Source organism: Amycolatopsis sp. 3B14 (genome assembly GCF_050958625.1).
Classification (GTDB): domain Bacteria; phylum Actinomycetota; class Actinomycetes; order Mycobacteriales; family Pseudonocardiaceae; genus Amycolatopsis_E; species Amycolatopsis_E thermoflava.
This window is the reverse complement of sequence record NZ_JBHZEN010000021.1, coordinates 52,282-67,687: the sequence shown is the minus strand read 5'-3', so window position 1 is coordinate 67,687 and position 15,406 is coordinate 52,282. Positions and strand designations below refer to the sequence as shown.

General features: G+C 71.7%; 19 protein-coding genes and 2 riboswitches. Of the genes, 6 read left to right on the top strand and 13 right to left on the bottom strand.

Annotated features, from left to right (window positions below; translation table 11 throughout):
* Positions 1–83: 83 nt before the first annotated feature.
* Positions 84–317: a hypothetical protein gene (locus ACCP09_RS11575; protein WP_027935461.1), complete on the top strand. Its 234-nt coding sequence runs from the start codon at positions 84–86 to the stop codon at positions 315–317.
* A 76-nt stretch (positions 318–393) separates the two neighbouring features.
* Here the strand turns inward: ACCP09_RS11575 and ACCP09_RS11570 are convergent, their stop codons facing one another.
* The 5 genes from ACCP09_RS11570 to ACCP09_RS11550 form a co-directional block, all read right to left on the bottom strand.
* Entirely contained in the window at positions 394–1,431 is a 1,038-nt protein-coding gene (locus ACCP09_RS11570; protein WP_400984974.1) for a FecCD family ABC transporter permease, read from the bottom strand.
* Positions 1,428–2,411, bottom strand: coding sequence for an ABC transporter substrate-binding protein (locus ACCP09_RS11565; protein ID WP_433745683.1), 984 nt, complete (start codon positions 2,409–2,411; stop codon positions 1,428–1,430). The genes ACCP09_RS11570 and ACCP09_RS11565 overlap by 4 nt, the downstream gene beginning before the upstream one ends.
* 64 nt (positions 2,412–2,475) lie before the next feature.
* Positions 2,476–2,657: riboswitch (cobalamin riboswitch) on the bottom strand.
* Complete coding sequence (locus ACCP09_RS11560; protein ID WP_378336036.1) at positions 2,647–3,279, bottom strand: MOSC domain-containing protein; 633 nt, start codon at positions 3,277–3,279, stop codon at positions 2,647–2,649. Its footprint overlaps the riboswitch before it by 11 nt.
* 13 nt (positions 3,280–3,292) lie before the next feature.
* Positions 3,293–3,368, bottom strand: a riboswitch (S-adenosyl-L-homocysteine riboswitch).
* Positions 3,369–3,387: 19 nt separating this feature from the next.
* Positions 3,388–4,164 (bottom strand): sulfite exporter TauE/SafE family protein, encoded by a 777-nt coding sequence (locus ACCP09_RS11555; protein ID WP_027935457.1) that lies wholly within the window; start codon positions 4,162–4,164, stop codon positions 3,388–3,390.
* Between the two features lie 107 nt (positions 4,165–4,271).
* Positions 4,272–5,093 carry a class I SAM-dependent methyltransferase gene (locus ACCP09_RS11550; RefSeq protein ID WP_027935456.1) on the bottom strand — a complete coding sequence of 274 codons (822 nt, stop codon included), beginning with the start codon at positions 5,091–5,093 and terminating at the stop codon, positions 4,272–4,274.
* Between the two features lie 59 nt (positions 5,094–5,152).
* On the opposite strand from ACCP09_RS11550, the gene ACCP09_RS11545 reads away from it, so the two are divergent.
* The gene (locus ACCP09_RS11545) at positions 5,153–5,518 is read left to right on the top strand and encodes a DoxX family protein (protein WP_400984969.1); all 366 of its coding nucleotides are present in this window, start codon (positions 5,153–5,155) and stop codon (positions 5,516–5,518) included.
* 13 nt (positions 5,519–5,531) lie between these two features.
* A complete protein-coding gene (locus tag ACCP09_RS11540; RefSeq protein ID WP_433745677.1) occupies positions 5,532–6,041 on the top strand; it encodes a CGNR zinc finger domain-containing protein in 510 nt (169 codons plus the stop codon).
* On the opposite strand, the gene ACCP09_RS11535 is transcribed toward ACCP09_RS11540, so the two are convergent.
* A complete protein-coding gene (locus tag ACCP09_RS11535; RefSeq protein WP_433745674.1) occupies positions 6,042–6,884 on the bottom strand; it encodes an LLM class F420-dependent oxidoreductase in 843 nt (280 codons plus the stop codon). It lies immediately after the preceding gene.
* 80 nt (positions 6,885–6,964) lie between these two features.
* Here ACCP09_RS11535 and ACCP09_RS11530 point away from each other — a divergent pair, with 80 nt between their 5' ends.
* Genes ACCP09_RS11530 through ACCP09_RS11520 form a run of 3 tightly spaced genes read left to right on the top strand, consistent with a single transcriptional unit; the run spans position 6,965 to position 8,568 of the window.
* Positions 6,965–7,564, top strand: coding sequence for a sulfite oxidase-like oxidoreductase (locus ACCP09_RS11530; protein ID WP_433745672.1), 600 nt, complete (start codon positions 6,965–6,967; stop codon positions 7,562–7,564).
* A gap of 1 nt (position 7,565) precedes the next feature.
* Positions 7,566–8,297, top strand: a complete 732-nt coding sequence (locus tag ACCP09_RS11525) for a ferredoxin reductase (protein WP_378336039.1) — start codon at positions 7,566–7,568, stop codon at positions 8,295–8,297.
* 1 nt (position 8,298) lies between these two features.
* Positions 8,299–8,568 (top strand): DUF6510 family protein, encoded by a 270-nt coding sequence (locus ACCP09_RS11520; protein WP_017983242.1) that lies wholly within the window; start codon positions 8,299–8,301, stop codon positions 8,566–8,568.
* Between the two features lie 55 nt (positions 8,569–8,623).
* Here the strand turns inward: ACCP09_RS11520 and ACCP09_RS11515 are convergent, their stop codons facing one another.
* Genes ACCP09_RS11515 through ACCP09_RS11485 form a run of 7 tightly spaced genes read right to left on the bottom strand, consistent with a single transcriptional unit; the run spans position 8,624 to position 15,405 of the window.
* On the bottom strand, positions 8,624–9,316 hold the full coding sequence (locus ACCP09_RS11515) for a GPR1/FUN34/YaaH family transporter (protein ID WP_433745667.1): 693 nt from the start codon (positions 9,314–9,316) through the stop codon (positions 8,624–8,626).
* A gap of 25 nt (positions 9,317–9,341) precedes the next feature.
* The gene (gene groL, locus ACCP09_RS11510) at positions 9,342–11,033 is read right to left on the bottom strand and encodes a chaperonin GroEL (RefSeq protein WP_433745665.1); all 1,692 of its coding nucleotides are present in this window, start codon (positions 11,031–11,033) and stop codon (positions 9,342–9,344) included.
* A gap of 28 nt (positions 11,034–11,061) precedes the next feature.
* Positions 11,062–12,087: an NAD(P)-dependent alcohol dehydrogenase gene (locus ACCP09_RS11505; protein WP_027935448.1), complete on the bottom strand. Its 1,026-nt coding sequence runs from the start codon at positions 12,085–12,087 to the stop codon at positions 11,062–11,064.
* A complete protein-coding gene (locus tag ACCP09_RS11500; RefSeq protein ID WP_027935447.1) occupies positions 12,084–12,800 on the bottom strand; it encodes a metal-sulfur cluster assembly factor in 717 nt (238 codons plus the stop codon). Before ACCP09_RS11500 ends, ACCP09_RS11505 begins: the two co-directional genes overlap by 4 nt.
* On the bottom strand, positions 12,797–13,834 hold the full coding sequence (locus ACCP09_RS11495; RefSeq protein ID WP_027935446.1) for an amidohydrolase family protein: 1,038 nt from the start codon (positions 13,832–13,834) through the stop codon (positions 12,797–12,799). Before ACCP09_RS11495 ends, ACCP09_RS11500 begins: the two co-directional genes overlap by 4 nt.
* 33 nt (positions 13,835–13,867) lie before the next feature.
* The gene (gene mimD, locus ACCP09_RS11490; protein WP_027935445.1) at positions 13,868–14,227 is read right to left on the bottom strand and encodes a propane 2-monooxygenase effector subunit MimD; all 360 of its coding nucleotides are present in this window, start codon (positions 14,225–14,227) and stop codon (positions 13,868–13,870) included.
* A gap of 8 nt (positions 14,228–14,235) precedes the next feature.
* Entirely contained in the window at positions 14,236–15,405 is a 1,170-nt protein-coding gene (locus tag ACCP09_RS11485) for a toluene hydroxylase (RefSeq protein ID WP_027935444.1), read from the bottom strand.
* Between the last annotated feature and the right edge of the window lies 1 nt (position 15,406).

The window sequence follows — 15,406 nt, the reverse complement described above, 5'->3', positions numbered from 1 at the left end:
ACGATCCGTCAACCCGGTTGCTCGATTGTTCAACGATCCTCTATTCTGTGGCGCACCACACCGTTCTCGGAAAGGTGCCAGCGATGACCGCGTCCACCCTCAGCCACCGCGACGTCGAGTTCCTGAAAGCGGTTGCCGACGGCCGCGTGGAACTGACCGCGAGCAGCGAGCCGCACGTGTACGTCGACGGACTCTCCTGCTGCGACCAGTTCGGCGCGCGACTGCTCATCCACGCCGGCCTGGTCCGCCGCGTCCCCGGCACCGGTGCCCGCATCCCCGCCAAACTCACCGACGCCGGCCGCGACGCGATCAGGTGACCAGTGGCGGCTGCTTGCTTAGCGGTGCGAGTAGCGGAACCTGAGGCGGCGCAAGCTGCTCGGGTGGTGAAAAAATCTAGGCTGCCACCCGCCGCGTCCATTGTGGACGGCTGCGGTACAGCACGGCCACGAACGCGGGCACGCCGATGATCGACGTGACCACGCCGACCGGCACCTCCTGCGGATCGAGCATCGTGCGCGCCAGCGTGTCCACCCACACCAGGAACACCGCGCCGGCCACGGCGGTGACCGGCAGCAGGCGTCCGTGGCCAGGGCCGACCAGCGCACGGGCCGCGTGCGGGAGCACCAGCCCGACGAACCCGACCGCCCCGCAGGCGCTCACCAGCGCGGCCGTCAGCAGCGCGGTGACGCACATCAGCACGATCCGGGTTCGCGTCAGCGCGACCCCGAGCGCCGCGGCGAGGTCCTGGCCGTAGGCGAGCACGTCGAGCGTGCGGGCGTGGCCGAAGCACACCAGCAGCGCGACGACCAGCACCGCCGCACACACGCCGACCTCGGACCACGACGCGCTGCTGAACGAACCGAGCAGCCAGAACAACACGCCCCGCGTCGTTTCCGCGTCCCCGGCCGTCAGCACGACGAACGACGTCAGCGCGGAGAACAGCTGCATCGCCGCGACCCCGGACAGCACCACGCGCTCGGTGGTGCCGCCCAGCGTCTGGCTGAGCAACAGCACGAGCCCGAACGACAGCACCGCCCCGGCGAACGCCCCCGCCGACAACGACACCACTCCCCCGCCGACCCCGAGCACCACGACCAGCACGGCGCCGGTCGACGCGCCCGAGGACACCCCGAGCACGAACGGGTCGGCGAGCGGGTTGCGCAGCAGCGACTGCATGACCGCCCCGCACACCGCCAAACCCGCCCCGCACACGGCGGCCAGCAGGGCGCGCGGGATCCGCAGGTGCCACACGATCCCGTCGCGAACCGGCGAGAGCACCGGCTCGCCGAAGCCGAGGTGGGCCAGGACGGTGGCATACACGTCGCCCACACCGATCCCGGCCGGGCCGATCGTCACCGCGACGGCCACCGACACCACGAGCAGCGCGAGACCCCCGGCGCACAGCGGCAGGACTCGCGCGGTGCGCGTCACCTGGCGAACCCGAACCCGCGCAGCGCCGCGGCGACCTGCTCGGCGCCGTCCACGGTGCGCAGCGTCGGGTTCATCGCCTGCCCGGACAACAGCACGTACCGCTTGTTCCGCACCGCGGCCAGGTCGCGGGTCACCGGGTGCGACTCCAGGAACGCGATCTTGGCGGCGGCGTTCTCCGCGGTCTGCGAACGGCGGGTGAGGTCGCCGAGGACGATCACGTCCGGGTCGCGCTCGGCGACCGTCTCCCAGTTGATCTGCGGCCACTCCTCGCGCGTGTCGTCGAAGACGTTGCGGGCGCCCACGGTCGTCGTGATGATGCCGGGCGCGCCGCAGCAACCCGCCAGGTAGGGGGCTTCGGAGTTGGCGAACCAGAACATCAGCCGGGCGTTCGCACCGGCGCCCGCGACCGCCCGCATCCGTTCCTGCAGGCTGGTGACCAGCTGTTCGCCGCGGTCCTCGACGCCGAAGATCCGCGCGAGGTCCCGGATCTCGGTGTAGACGGCGTCCATGGTCAGCGTTTCGGTGCGCCTGCCGTCGCCGCCGCCGCTGGTGTCCTTCGCGCACTCGGTCGGCGACAGGTAGGCGGGCACCCCGAGCTGCTCGAACTGCTCGCGGGTCGCGACGCCGCCCTTGCCGAGGATGGCGCCGAACGAGGCGGCGACGAAGTCCGGCTCGGCGGCGAGCACGGTCTCGAACGACGGGTAGTTCTCGGCGAGCCGGGGCACCTTGGCGTTGTCCGCGGCCAGGTGCGGCAGCACGGGATCGGTCCAGGTGGCGGTGCCCGCCATGCGGTCGGCGAGGCCGAGGGACAGCATGATCTCCGCCGCGCCCTGGTTGAGCGCGACCGCCCGCCGCGGCGGTTCCGGCACGCGGACCTGGTGGCCGCAGTTGTCCACGACCACCGCCGCGGTGGCCCCGGAGGGGGTGGTGCTCGCGCACCCGGACAGCGCCAGCACGGCGGCGAGCAGTGGGAAGGTCATCGATCGGCGCACAGCGGCCCCTAGCGTCGAGGGCTCATGCGCGGAGCCCGGTCCGGCGGTCTCCCCCGTGGCGGGGGTGCCAGCAGGTCTTCGGACTCGGGGTCGTCCGGGCGGAACGCCTTCCCGGACCGCGTGGTCCAGTGGCCGTTGTCCCGCCCGTCGCCGCTCACCGCTGCGCGTCAGTTCCGGATTCGCACCGGATTCCCTGGCCCCTCGCGGGGCACGACTGGCGCGCTCACGCTAGCACGACAACCTCGTCCCCGGCCCCGACCGTGCCCGGTTCCACAGTGGACCCGTAGACGCCGAGGCACATGTCGTGCTCGCGGGCGATGCGGCGCAGGACGGCCGGGTCGCGCCGGCCGGTGCGCGGATCGACGTTGACGACCACGCAGCGCCGGTCGCGGCGGTCGACCCGGATGCGGGTGGTGCCGATGCGGAGCGTGCGGCCGATCCAGTCCTCCTCGGGCACGTCGGTGTCGATCAGGAGGTTGGGGCGGAAGCGCAGCGGCTCGGCACCGGCGCTGCGGGTGGTGATCAGGGACAACGGCGCGCTGTCGAACGTGCCGCGGTCGAGTTTCTGGACGCGCGCGGCGCCCAGTTCCGCGGCGAGCGCGGGATCGGTGACGTCGTGCAGCCTGCCGTCCGGGGTGCGAACCTGGGACTCGCCGACGACCTGGTAGCGGACGAGGTCGTTGCGCCTGCGGATGGTGAGCCAGGGGAAGCCGTTCGACTCCTGGCCCGGCCGGACGAACGCCCAGCGCCGGTCACCGTCGAGGCCGTGCCAGGAGACGGCGGCCTCGTCCAGTGCTTGCGCGGCCATGGACTTGACGGGGTAGCGGAAGATCGCGGCGAGGTGTCCGACGAGCATCTGCGCCTCCTCGGGTGAGAAGGCGCCCTTGCTGCGGGAGACGGTGCCGAGCGTGGCGGGCCGGGCCCGTCGCAGCGCCTCTCGGCACCGCCCGCGAAGGTAGCACTTCTAGCTCCAGGCCTGCCAGGCCAGCGTGACGGCCAGGCCCATGCCCGCCAGCGCGATCGCGACCCGGAGCGGGGCCGCGGGCAGGCGGCGGACCACCGCGGGTCCCACGAAGGAGCCGGCGACCAGACCGAGGCACAGGGCCGCCGCCGCGGGCCAGAGCACCGAGCCGGTGAACGCGAACACCACGGCGGCCACCAGGTTGGCCGCGCCGGTCACGATGTTCTTCGCCGCGTTCGTCCTGGCCAGCGGCTGCGCCCAGGCGGCGGACAGCAACGCGAGCATGATCACCCCGGCCGCCGCGCCGAAGTAGCCGCCGTAGATCGCGACCAGGAACGCGCCCGTCGCGGTGCCCGCGGTCAGCCCGCCGTCGCCGCGGCCGGCGCGTTCGGCCAGCCGCGGGGAGAACAGCAGCAGGATCGACGCGCCGCCGATCAGGAACGGGACGATGTAGGCGAACGTGCCTTCCGGGGTGAGCAGCAGCAACGCGCTGCCGGCCGCGCCGCCGACCGCCGTGATCGCGCACAGCCGCAGCAACCGGGCGCGCTGCCCGCGCAACTCGGGACGCGAACCGGCCGCCGAGCCGACCGTGTTGCCCATCAACGCGACGGTGTTGGTCACGTTCGCCGTGACCGGCGGCACCCCGATCGCCAGCAGCGCCGGGTAGGACACCAGCGAGGCGAGCCCGGCGATCGAACCGGTCAGACCCGCCCCGACACCGGCCACCACGAGGAACAGCAGTTGCCACGGGCCGAGGGTGAGCAGCGGATCAGCGGGCACGTTGCCCCAATTTACCGCAGGAGCAATCGTTTTCCGGGCCCGCGAGACGAACCCCACTCCTCCACTGTGGAGTCAGCGTGCGGTGTCCAGAAGGGATTCCTCCGCCGTCACGGCCGGCGCGCGGTGACCAGCCAGGTGGCCGCGCCGAGCAGCACGCCGTCGGGCGTCTCGTGCGGGACGAGCGCCTCGGTCAGCGCGGCGACCGCCCGCTCGACCGTCTCCGCCGGGTAGCGCCCGAAGATCGTCCGCAGCATCGCGCCGCGGCGCAGGAAATCGGCCGCCGCCGCGGCATCGGCGCCGAGCCGGACCGGCGCCCGGACGTCGTCCACGGCGATGCCGGTCAGCCCCGCGCCGGTGAGCAGCTCGCGCAGGTAGCCCGGCTGGGCGAACGAGAACGGGCCGGGGCCGGGCGGGACGGCATCGGCGGTGTCGACGTGCGGGGCGATCGCATCCAGCGCCAGCACGCGGTGCTCGTTCTCGCGCAGGTCCTGCCAGCACAGGAACGCCAGCCGCCCGCCCGGCCGCAGCGCCCGCGTGACGTTGGTGAAGGCGGCGAGCGGGTCGTCGAAGAACATCACCCCGAACCGGCTGAGCGCGAGGTCGAACGAGCCGGCGCCGAAGTCGTGGACCTGCACGTCGGCCTGCTCGAACCGCACCCCGTCGACCCCGGCGGCGCGCTCCCGCGCCACGGCGAGCATCGGGCCGGACAGGTCCGCGCCGAGGACGGCCGCGCCCCGCCCGGCCGCGAGCAGCGTGGTGGTGCCGCACCCGCAGCCGATGTCGAGGACCCGCTCGCCCGGCTCGATGCGGGCGGCGTCGAGGAGGTGCGGGGTCAGGTGCGCGAGCATCGCGTCGTAGTGCTCGGCGTGGTCGGCCCAGTAGCGGCCGGTGTCGCCGTTCCAGTCGCGTGCCTCGTCCTCGTTGGCCATGCCGTCACGTTAGCCCGGGCGGCCTCGTCCGGTGGGTGAGACGAAAGGAGGCGTGTCAGGTGAACGTCGTGTTGTGGATCTGCCAGGGGCTGCTCGCGGCGCTGTTCCTGGTGTCCGGAGTGCTCAAGTCCACCCAGTCGAAGCAGCGGATGCTCGACACCGGCCAGACCGGGGTGGTGTTCTTCCCGCTGCCCGTCATCCGGGCGGTCGCCGCCGCGGAGCTGGCCGCGGCGCTCGGGCTGGTCCTGCCCGGGGCGACCGGCATCGCGCCCGTGCTCACGCCGGCAGCCGCGATCGGGCTCGCCGTCGTGATGACCGGGGCGGCGATCAGCCACGCGAAGCTGGGCGAGTACCGCACGAGCGCGGTCAACCTGCTGGTGCTGGCGGTCTGCGTGTTCGTGGCGGTGGGGCGGCTGGCGGGCTAGGTAACCTGCCCGTATGGCCTACTCGCGCCCCGCCGCGCCGGACGATCTGCGTCCGCTCGAGGTGTTCGGCAACTCGGCGCGTTTCCTCCACGGCGAGGACCACTTCGGCACGCCCGGGTCGGCCCGCGGCTGGCTGGCCGAGCACCAACTGGGCGAGCTGACCCTGGACGAGCGGGATCTGGCGCGGCTGGTCCGGTTCCGCGAGACGCTGCGCGACCACCTGGACGGCGCGGACGTCGCCGGCGAGCTGAACGAATTCGCAGCCTCGACCGTCGCCGGGCCGCGCTGGCCGGGTCCCGCGCTGGCCCCGGCGGGCGAGGGCGTCGACGGCCTCATCGCGCGGCTGCTCGACGTGCTGTTCCGCGCCGAGGTGACCGGCCGCGCGCGGCGGCTGAAGCCGTGCCGCGCGCCGGAGTGCCGGTGGCTGTTCTACGACCGCTCCCCGGCCGGCAACAGCGTCTGGTGCAGCATGGACATCTGCGGGGCGCGGCACAAGATGCGGGCCTACCGGTCCCGCGCCTGATCAGCCCGGCCGCAGCCGCTCCCCCAGCTTCGCGATGTAGGCCGCGACCTGGTCGGCGTCCCGGTCCGGCAGCCCGAACAGCACCTCGGTGACCCCGAGCGAGCGCCAGTGCGCGAGCACCTCCGCGTCGGGCCGCCCGGCGAGCGCGACCACCCGCGGCTCGCCCGCCCGGCCCGCGTCCTGCCAGATCTTGCGCAGCAGCCGCACCTTGTCGTCCAGCTCGTGGTCCCGGGGCGTGGTGAGCCAGCCGTCGGCGGAGCGCGCGATCCAGGCGAACGTCCGCTCGGTGCCGCCCGCGCCGATCACCACCGGCACCTCCCCGGCCGGTTTCGGCCACGCCCAGGACGGGCCGAACCGGACGTGCGCGCCCTCGTAGGCGGCCTCCTCGTCGGTCCACAGCGCCCGCATCGCCTCCAGGTACTCGCGCACCACCGCGCGCCGCTGCCCGGCCGGGACGCCGTGGTCGGTCAGCTCGTCGACGTTCCACCCGAACCCGGCGCCGAGCACGACCCGGCCGCCGGACAGGTGGTCGAGCGAGGCGATCGTCTTGGCCAGGGTGATCGGGTCGTGCTCGGCGGGCAGCGCGACCGCGGTCGACAGAGTGATCCGCGTCGTCACCGAGGCCGCCGTGGCGAGGGCGACCCACGGGTCCAGGGTGCGCAGGTACCGGTCGTCGGGCAGCTCGGCGGTGCCGGTGCCCGGGTGCGCCGCCTCCCGCCGGACCGGGATGTGCGTGTGCTCCGGCACCGCGAACGAGTCGAACCCGGCGTCCTCGGCCGCCTTCGCCGCCGCGGCGGGCGTGATCCCGCGGTCACTGGTGAACAACACGACCCCGAACCGCACGACAGCCTCCCGTCCCCGACGACTAGAACACGTTCTAGTAAAGCACGGCATAGACTCGCGGGACGAGGAAGGGGAAGCGGATGGGGATTGTGACACCCGGGTTCCAGGGCCGGGCGCGGTCGGCGGACGAGAAGCTGCCGCCGGGGCAGTACCTGGTGGAGGACTTCCCCGTCCTCTCCGCCGGGCCGACGCCCCGGGTGCGGCTGGAGAACTGGCGCTTCACGGTCACCACCGAGACCGGGCAGAAGCACGAGTGGACGTGGGCGGACCTCAAGGCGCTGCCGTCGGAGACGCCGACGGTGGACATCCACTGCGTGACGCGGTGGTCGAAGTTCGGCACCAGGTGGCGCGGCGTCTCGCTGGACACCCTGCTGGCGGACGTGGACACGGCCGCCGACTACGTGATGGCCGAATCCCACGGCGGGTACACGACGAACCTGCCGCTGGAGGACCTGCTCGACGGCCAGGCGTGGATCGCCTACGAGTTCGAGGGCGAGGACCTGCCGGCCGAGCACGGCGGCCCGGCCCGGCTGCTGGTGCCGCACCTGTACTTCTGGAAGTCGGCGAAGTGGGTCAAGGGCCTGCGGCTGATGCTGGACGACGACCTGGGCTTCTGGGAGGCCGCGGGCTACCACAGCTACGGCGACCCGTGGCGCGAGCAGCGCTACCAGGGGGACTGACGTGGTCCAGGGCAAGCTGGCGTGGCGGGTGGGACGGCTCGCCGAGGTGCGCGACGAGACGCCCACCGCGCGCACCCTCGTGCTGGACGTGCCCGGCTGGCCGGGGCACCTGGCCGGGCAGCACGTCGACGTCCGGCTCACCGCCGAGGACGGCTACAGCACCACACGCACGTACTCGATCGCCGCGCCGGCCGACGGCGAGCGCGTCGAGATCACCGTGCAGCGGGTGCCCGGTGGCGAGGTGTCGCCGTTCCTGACCGAGGTGTTCGCGCCCGGCGACCCCGTCGAGCTGCGCGGCCCGGTGGGCGGGTGGTTCGTGTGGCGGCCGGCGTCACCCGATCCGGTGCTGCTGGTCGCGGGCGGCGCCGGGATCGTGCCGCTGATGGCGATGGTCCGGGCCCGGCGCCAGGCAGGCAGCAGGGCGCCGTTCAAGCTGCTGTACTCGGTGCGCACCCCGGAGGACGTGTACTACGCCGGCGAGCTGCGCCGCCCGGAGGCCGGGCTGGACGTCACGTTCGTCTACTCGCGCAAGGGCCCGGCGGACTGGCCGGGCGAGCCGCACCGGATCGGGGTGGCCGACGTCAACACCGCCGGCTGGCCCGCGGAGTTCGCGCCGCAGTGCTTCGTCTGCGGGCCCACCGGGTTCGTCGAGGCGGTGGCCAACGTGCTCGTCGCGCTCGGCCACGATCCGCGGCGCGTCAAGACCGAACGCTTCGGGCCCAGCGGGAGCTGACATGAGCGAGCCCTTCGAAGACGGCAACGTCCTGGCCGGCCCGGCCGGCGAGATTTTCGCCGTGGACATCACCGCCGCCACGACCCGCTGCGTGGCCTGCGGCCGCGTCGACGCGGTCGCGTCGCTGCGCGTCTACCGGCACGCGCCGGGCCTGGTGGCCCGTTGCGCCGGCTGCGACGCGGTGGTGCTGAAGCTGGTGCGCGGCCCGGACGCGGCGTGGCTGGACCTCACCGGGACGTCCAGCCTGCGGGTGCCGCTGCCCGGAGCCTGATGGGCGCGTGTGCCGGGAGTCGCGGCCGGCTCCCGGCGCACGCTCGCGACCACCGTCAGGACAGCAGCGGCCTGCCCAGCGGCGGGAAGGGTTTGCGGGCTCCCATCGCGGTGAGCCCGACGTTGACGAAGGCGTAGAACCCCAGCGCGGCGAACGCCAGGACCACGTATCCGGAGAACTTGAACAGGGACGCGTCGCCCACGTGCAGCGCCGTCGCGCCCAGTGCCAGCGCGGCCACCACGAGCCCGACGATCAGCGGGTAGACCGCGGGCAACCGCAGGCACGGCACGAGGAGGAACACGAACAGGCACGCCCAGCAGATGAAGAACATCTCCTGCGTCTGGACCGCCACCTCGGGCCGCAGCCCGAACCAGTTGTGCGTCAGGCCGAGCAGCAACCCGCCCAGGCTCAGCCAGAACCCGCCGAACGTGCCGGTGATGCCGGCGACCATCGTCTGCCCCAGCAGCACCGCCCACACCGTTGAGATGATCAGCCCGACGCCGGTCGCGAAGAGCACGATCGGCAGCACCGCGCCGAGCGCGGCCAGCGGGAGCATCACCCCGGTCAGCGCGATGCCCAGTGCCAGCGACCCGACCGCGAAGATCGGCAGGGCCAGGATCAGCGGATCTCCGCCCGCGCCGACCACGACGCTCGCCGGGTGACCGGGAGCTTCGACGATCGCCCGCAGGTCCTGGACGTGGGGAACGGATTCCGGATGGACGTTGGTGCTGTGCGTTGTCTCTGACATGACGTTCCACCTCACGGGCACGGGATCAGCCCACCGACGGGCCCATCCCGAGCGACTGCGGCGTAGAGGAATCGGGCGAGGGCTGGTGCAGCCCCTCGTCCAGCGGACCGAACTCGGTCATCAGCGCGGGGCTGCCGCCCCACGGGGTCTGCTCCTCGGCGACCAGCGAGTTGGTCGTGAGCAGCAGCCCGGCCACCGAGGCGCCGTTCTGCAGCGCCGAGCGGCACACCCGCAGGGGATCGATGATCCCCATCTCGATCATGTTGCCGTAGCGGTCGAGCAACGCGTCGAAACCCTCGTCCTGGCCGAGGTCGCGCGTGCGCGCCACCACCTCGTCGGCCGGGTAGCCGGCGTTGGCCGCGATCAGCCGCGCCGGTTCGGCCAGCGTCCGCCGCACGATCTCCGCCCCGGTGGCGTAGTCACCGGCCAGGCCGGTGTCGGCCAGCACCTTCTCGGCGTGCAGCAACGCCGCCCCGCCACCGGCGACGATGCCCTCCGCCATCGCCGCCCTGGTCGCGGACAACGCGTCCTCGACCCGATGCTGCAACTCCTTCAGCTCGGCCGGGGTGGCCGCGCCGACGTGGATCATCGCGACCTTCCCGGTCAGCGCGCCGATGCGTTCGGTCAGGACGTCCTCGTCCACCCCGAACTGGGCGCGCTCCAGCTCCGCCCGCAGCTGGGTGACGCGGAACTCGACGTCGTCGGCGGACCCCGCCCCGCCGACGATGGTGGTCTTGTTCTCGGTCACCCGCACCTGCCGGGCCCGCCCGAGGTGCTCCAGCGTCATCGTCTCCAGCGTGAACCCGGACTGCCGGGACAGCACCGCGCCCCCGACGACCGCGGCGAGGTCCTCCAGCTTGTGCAGCCGCCGGTCACCGAAACCGGGCGCCCGGATCGCGCACGCCTGGAAGGTGCCGTTGACGTGGTTGTGCACGAGCATGCTCAGCGCGGTGCCCTCGACCGTCTCGGCGATCACCACCAGGGGCCGCGGCGCGCGCATCACCTTGTCCAGCAACGGCATCAGCTGCTGCACCTTGGTGATCTTCTCGCTGCACATGAGGATGTAGGGCTCGTCGAGCACCGCCTCCAGCCGCCCGGGGTCGGTGACCAGGTACGGCGAGAGGTAGCCGTTGTCGAACTCGAACCCCTCCACGAAGTCGACGGTCATCCCGATCCGCGGGGCCTCCTCGACGGTGACCACGCCGGTGTCGCCGACGGTGTGCAGCGCCTTCGCGATGACCGCGCCGACTGCGTCGTCGTCGTTGGCGGAGATGGCCGCGACCCGGGCGTAGTCGTGCTCGGTGACCACCGGGTGCGCGACCTTCTCCAGGTGCTCGACGAGACGGCCGACGGCGTGGTCGATGCCGCGCTTGACCAGCACCGGGTTGCCGCCGCGCGCGATCGCCGCCATGCCCTCCCGCACGATGGCCTGGGCGAGCACCGTCGCCGTGGTGGTCCCGTCGCCGACCACGTCGTTGGTCTTGATCGCGGCTTCCTTGACCAGCTGCGCGCCCATGTTCTCGAACTGGTTCTTCAGGTGGATCTCCCGGGCGATGGTGACGCCGTCGTTGGTGACCACCGGCGAACCGGTGATCTTCTCGATGATCACGTTGCGCCCCTTGGGGCCCAGCGTCGACTTCACCGCCTCGGCCAGCTTGTCCACACCGGACAGCAGCAGGTCCCGGGCGTCCGCGCCGAACCGCAGTTCCTTCGCCATCGTTTCGTCACTCCTCCGCTGCGAGTGGTCAGGGGGTGAGGATCGCCCGGCCCCGCACGCGGCCGGCGTCCAGATCGGCCAGCGCGTCGAGTGCCGCGTCCAGCGGGTACTTCTTCGTGTGCAGCGTGACCTTCCCGGCCTGCGCCAGCACCATCAGCTCCACCAGGTCGTTGTAGGTGCCGACCAGGTTGCCGATCACGTTGCGCTCGGTGGAGATGATGTCGATCGTCGGGATGTCGATGTTGCTGCCGTATCCGATGACGAAGTGCGAGCCGTTGCGCCGGGTCATCGCGAAGGCGTCCTGCTGGGCGCCCTGCTCGGCGACGAAGTCGAGCACGACCTCGGCGCCGTTGCCGCCGGTCAGGTCCAGCACAGCGTCGACCTGCTTGCCGTCGGCCTGCACCGTGTGGTCCGCGCCGAGCTCGGCCGCGAGCTCGAGCGCTTCGGCGTTGCGGTCGACGACCACCACGGTGGCCGCGGTCAGCGCGCGCAGCGACTGGATGCCGATGTGCCCCAGCCCGCCGGCGCCGTTGACGACGCACACCGTGCCCGGGTACAGCTGCGGCACCGCCTTGCGCACCGCGTGGTAGGCGGTGATGCCGGCGTCCGCGAGCGCCGCGACGTCCGCGGGCTGCGTGCTGGGGTCGAGCTTGATGCACGCCCGCGCGGAGGTGAGCAGGTACTCGGCCATCCCGCCGTCGGAGTCGATGCCGGGGAAGACCGAGTTCTCGCAGTGCATGTCGTTGCCCGCGCGGCAGGCGTGGCACAGCCCGCAGGTCGGCGTCGGGTGCAGGATCACCGTGTCGCCGACCGCCACGTTGGTCACGCCCGGCCCGATCTCGTGCACCCAGCCCGCGTTCTCGTGCCCGATCGTGTAGGGCAGCGTGACACCGGACTTCTCCGCCCACTGCTCCTCGATGATGTGCAGATCGGTCCGGCACACGCCCGCGCCACCGATCTTCACCACGACGTCGAAGGGCTCCTTGGCCTGCGGCTCCGGAACGTCCTCGATCACCGGCTGCTGGTGGTAGGCGTGCAGCCGCACCGCTTTCATCGTGCGCCCTCCTGTTCTCCGATGTGCGGGTACCGCACGCGCAGCATGTCCCGGCAGACCCCGGAGTTGGCCTCCTGGCCGGCCCGCGTCAGCCGCGCGAATCCCAGGTGCCGCGCCGCGTCCGACGGTGGCACCGCCTCGCCGGTCTCCGGGTCGACCAGCAGCGGGTCACCGTCCCCGCACGGCAGCCCGAGTTCCCGGCGCCTGGCCCGGAGCCGTTCCCGGTCCTGGCTCGCGGGTACCTCGCCCAGCGTCATCCGTGCCAGCCGGTCACCGTCCACTCCGGACTTCATCAGCGCCCGGCAGACCCGGTCGGTGCCGGCCAGCACCGCCTTGCGGACGAACGTGGCCCGCAGCTCGTCCAGCTCGTTCACCGCCTCGCCCGCGAAGGAGGCGACGAACCCCGCCCGCGCCGCGACGCCCCGGTTGATCGCCTCGGCCGCGAAGTGGTCGACCAGGCGCACCTCGACGCTCCGGACGCCGGGCACCGCGGACACGGCGTCGTAGGCGTCGGCGACCATCAGGAACGCGAAGTTCGGCGCGCAGAAGTAGGTCGGCAACCGCAGCTCCACCGCCGCCCGGCCGCCGTCCACCTCGCATCGCGCGACGAACCCGAGGTCGGTGAGCGGCTCGTCCAGCTCGGGATCGCGGACCGTGCCGAGCGCGTGCCACACCGCGGCGTGGCACGCGCGGACCTCCTCGATGGCGGTCACGGGTTCGGCACGCCGACGGGCTCGACCACCTTCGGCGCCTCGAGCCGGAGCTCCGCGGGCACGTCGATGTCGTAGAGCCGGGCGGCGTTGAGTCCGAGGATCTTCTTCTTCTGCTCCACCGTCAGCGGCGCGAAGTCGGACAGCTCCTCGTCGGCGGGCATCTGCCAGTCGACGAAGCCTTCGACCTGCCACTTCGGCTCCCAGATCGCGTAGTCGGCGCCGAAGATCAGCTTGTCCTCGCCGAGCCAGAACATCAGCTCGCCCATCACCTTCGCGAAGAACTTCGGCCGGGCGTGCATGAGCCCGCCGACGACGACCGCGAGGCCGGCGTAGACGTTGCGCTCCTGCGTGGCCATGAAGCAGAAGTCCTCGATGCGCGGGAGACCGACGTGCTCGACGATGAAGTTGAGCCCCTGGAAGCTGGTCGATGCGCGGTCCACATCGGACATGTCGAACGCGTCCTTGTCCAGCGGCCAGATCGTCGGGCCCTTGTGCACGTGGATGTTCTTGACGCCCAGCTCCTCGCACTTCTCCAGGTAGCGGAACGCCTCCGGGTCCTTCAGGCTCCAGCCGCGGGAGTCGCCCAGCCACTCGGCGGTGTAGAGCTTGACGCCCTTGCAGCCGTAGCGCTTGACGCGTTCCTCGAACGCCTTCATGCCCGCGTCGCCCTCACGCGGGTCGAAGTAGGTGTTGACGAGGAACTTGCCAGGGTGCTTCTCGGCCAGCGCCGCGTCGACTTCGGTCGTGTTGAAGCCGTTCTTGTACCACTGCCGCAGGTTCGTCGGCTGGAAGATCGCGACGTCGACGTGCCCGGCCTCGAACAGGTCGTGCATCATCAGTTCCTCGGAGTACTTCTGGAACCGGTCGATCGGCCAGTGCGTGTCCGCCGGGCCGAGGCCCTGGTAGGCGTGGAAACATTCGATCCAGCCCTTGGCGTACTCCTCCTGCCCCTCGACCCAGTTCTCCGGGCTGGCGTCCCAGAAGTGGGTGTGCCCATCGACCACGAAGTACTTCTCGCCGTCCTTTTCGTACATTCTCCTGCCCTCACTCCGTTGTGGTGGTCGGCGTCAGCGAATCGGTTTGAGGTCGAAGTCGAGGTACTCGGCCGCGTCCTCGGGGTTGGCGAACATGATCGTGCGGTCGTCCAGGTGCACCATCCGGCCGTAGTGGGTGGACATGCTCTCCTCGAACTCGGCGGAGTTGAACCAGCCCTCCTCCTCGCCGGCGGCCTCGTCGATCTCGCTGTAGACCACGTCCATCCGGTTGCGGGCGTCCACGCGGATCATCGACGGCAGGTGGGTGATCTGCACGTTGTCCTTGGCGCCCATCACCTCGGCCACGATCACGCCGACCTGGTTGTTCATCAAGGTGAAGCCGCACATGTTGGACGCGGTGTTGTCGGACTTGAACGGGCTCTCGGCGCGCACTTGGGTAGTCACTGGGCCAGCTCCTTCGGTGCTTGCAGACGCAGGTCGGACAGGATGCCGCTGAAGCGGCTCTTCACGCGGTCGAGTCCGTCCTCGAAGCGGGACGGTTTGGCGTCGGGCTGCGACCAGAGCGGCTGCAGCGTCCTGGCGGCGCTGATGCAGCGGGGCACCCAGGTGCTCAGCCAGTCCTGCATGATCTTCGTGTTGTGCTCGGCGAACTCGCGGTCGTTCACGAGCAGCTCGAACATGGCGCGCGTGTAGCGCAGGTCGCGTTCGGCGTAGTCGTACTCCTCGGCCCCGATGAGGGTCGGGGTCACGAAGTCGCCGTTGGCCGGCGCCGCCTGCTGCACGAGGTTGCTGCGGAACAGCTCCCCCACCAGCGGCTCGAACACGACGTTGGCCGCGAAGACGGCCTCGCACCAGTCGTCGATCGCGGTCAGCTGCTCGGCGACCTCGCGGACACCCTGCCAGGCCGGGTCGTCGTTCCACGTCGCCAAGTGCGCGGTGCCGTCGAAGCCCTCGATCTCCTCGGTGAGGGTGAGGTTGTACAGCGCCAGGTCCTGGGCGGCCCGGATCTTGTGCATGCTGTTGACCGAGATCGCGTTGTTGTGCATGTTCGTCGGGGCGCGCCGGTTGGCGTTGGCGAACAGGTACAGGCCCAGCCCGTGGTCGACGTGCATCCACGCCCCGACGTGCTGCGCCACGAACTGGGTCCAGTTGCGGTTCCACTGGTCGAAGGCGTTCGACTGGCGGGCCGCCTCGACGTTCTGGTTGAGCTGGCGCACCACGTTGGCGTTGTAGCGGTAGAGCGTGAGCTCCCACTCCTCGTTCGGGTCGCGGAACTCGTGCCAGCCCAGCGCGGGCCAGTCGTAGCCCTTGCCGCCCGAGCCCGGCCCGCGTTCCGGCACCGGCCGGTCCGAGCCCCACGCCTTGAGCGCCGTCCATTCGAGCGGGTAGCCGCCGCGCCCGTCGGCGAAGGCGTACAACCAGCCCTGGGACAGGTAGTGCCGCGGGTCGGGCTGCACCTCGACGGTGACGTCCTCGTAGTGGCTCTGCTTGCGCTTGGCCGGGTTGAAGTAGTTGAACCGGCGCGCCCCGGAGTCCGGGAAGACCTTGGCGCCCGCTTCGGCGTCGGTGAAGACGGGCTTGGGCACGCTGCGTTCCTGCGTCGCTGTCATG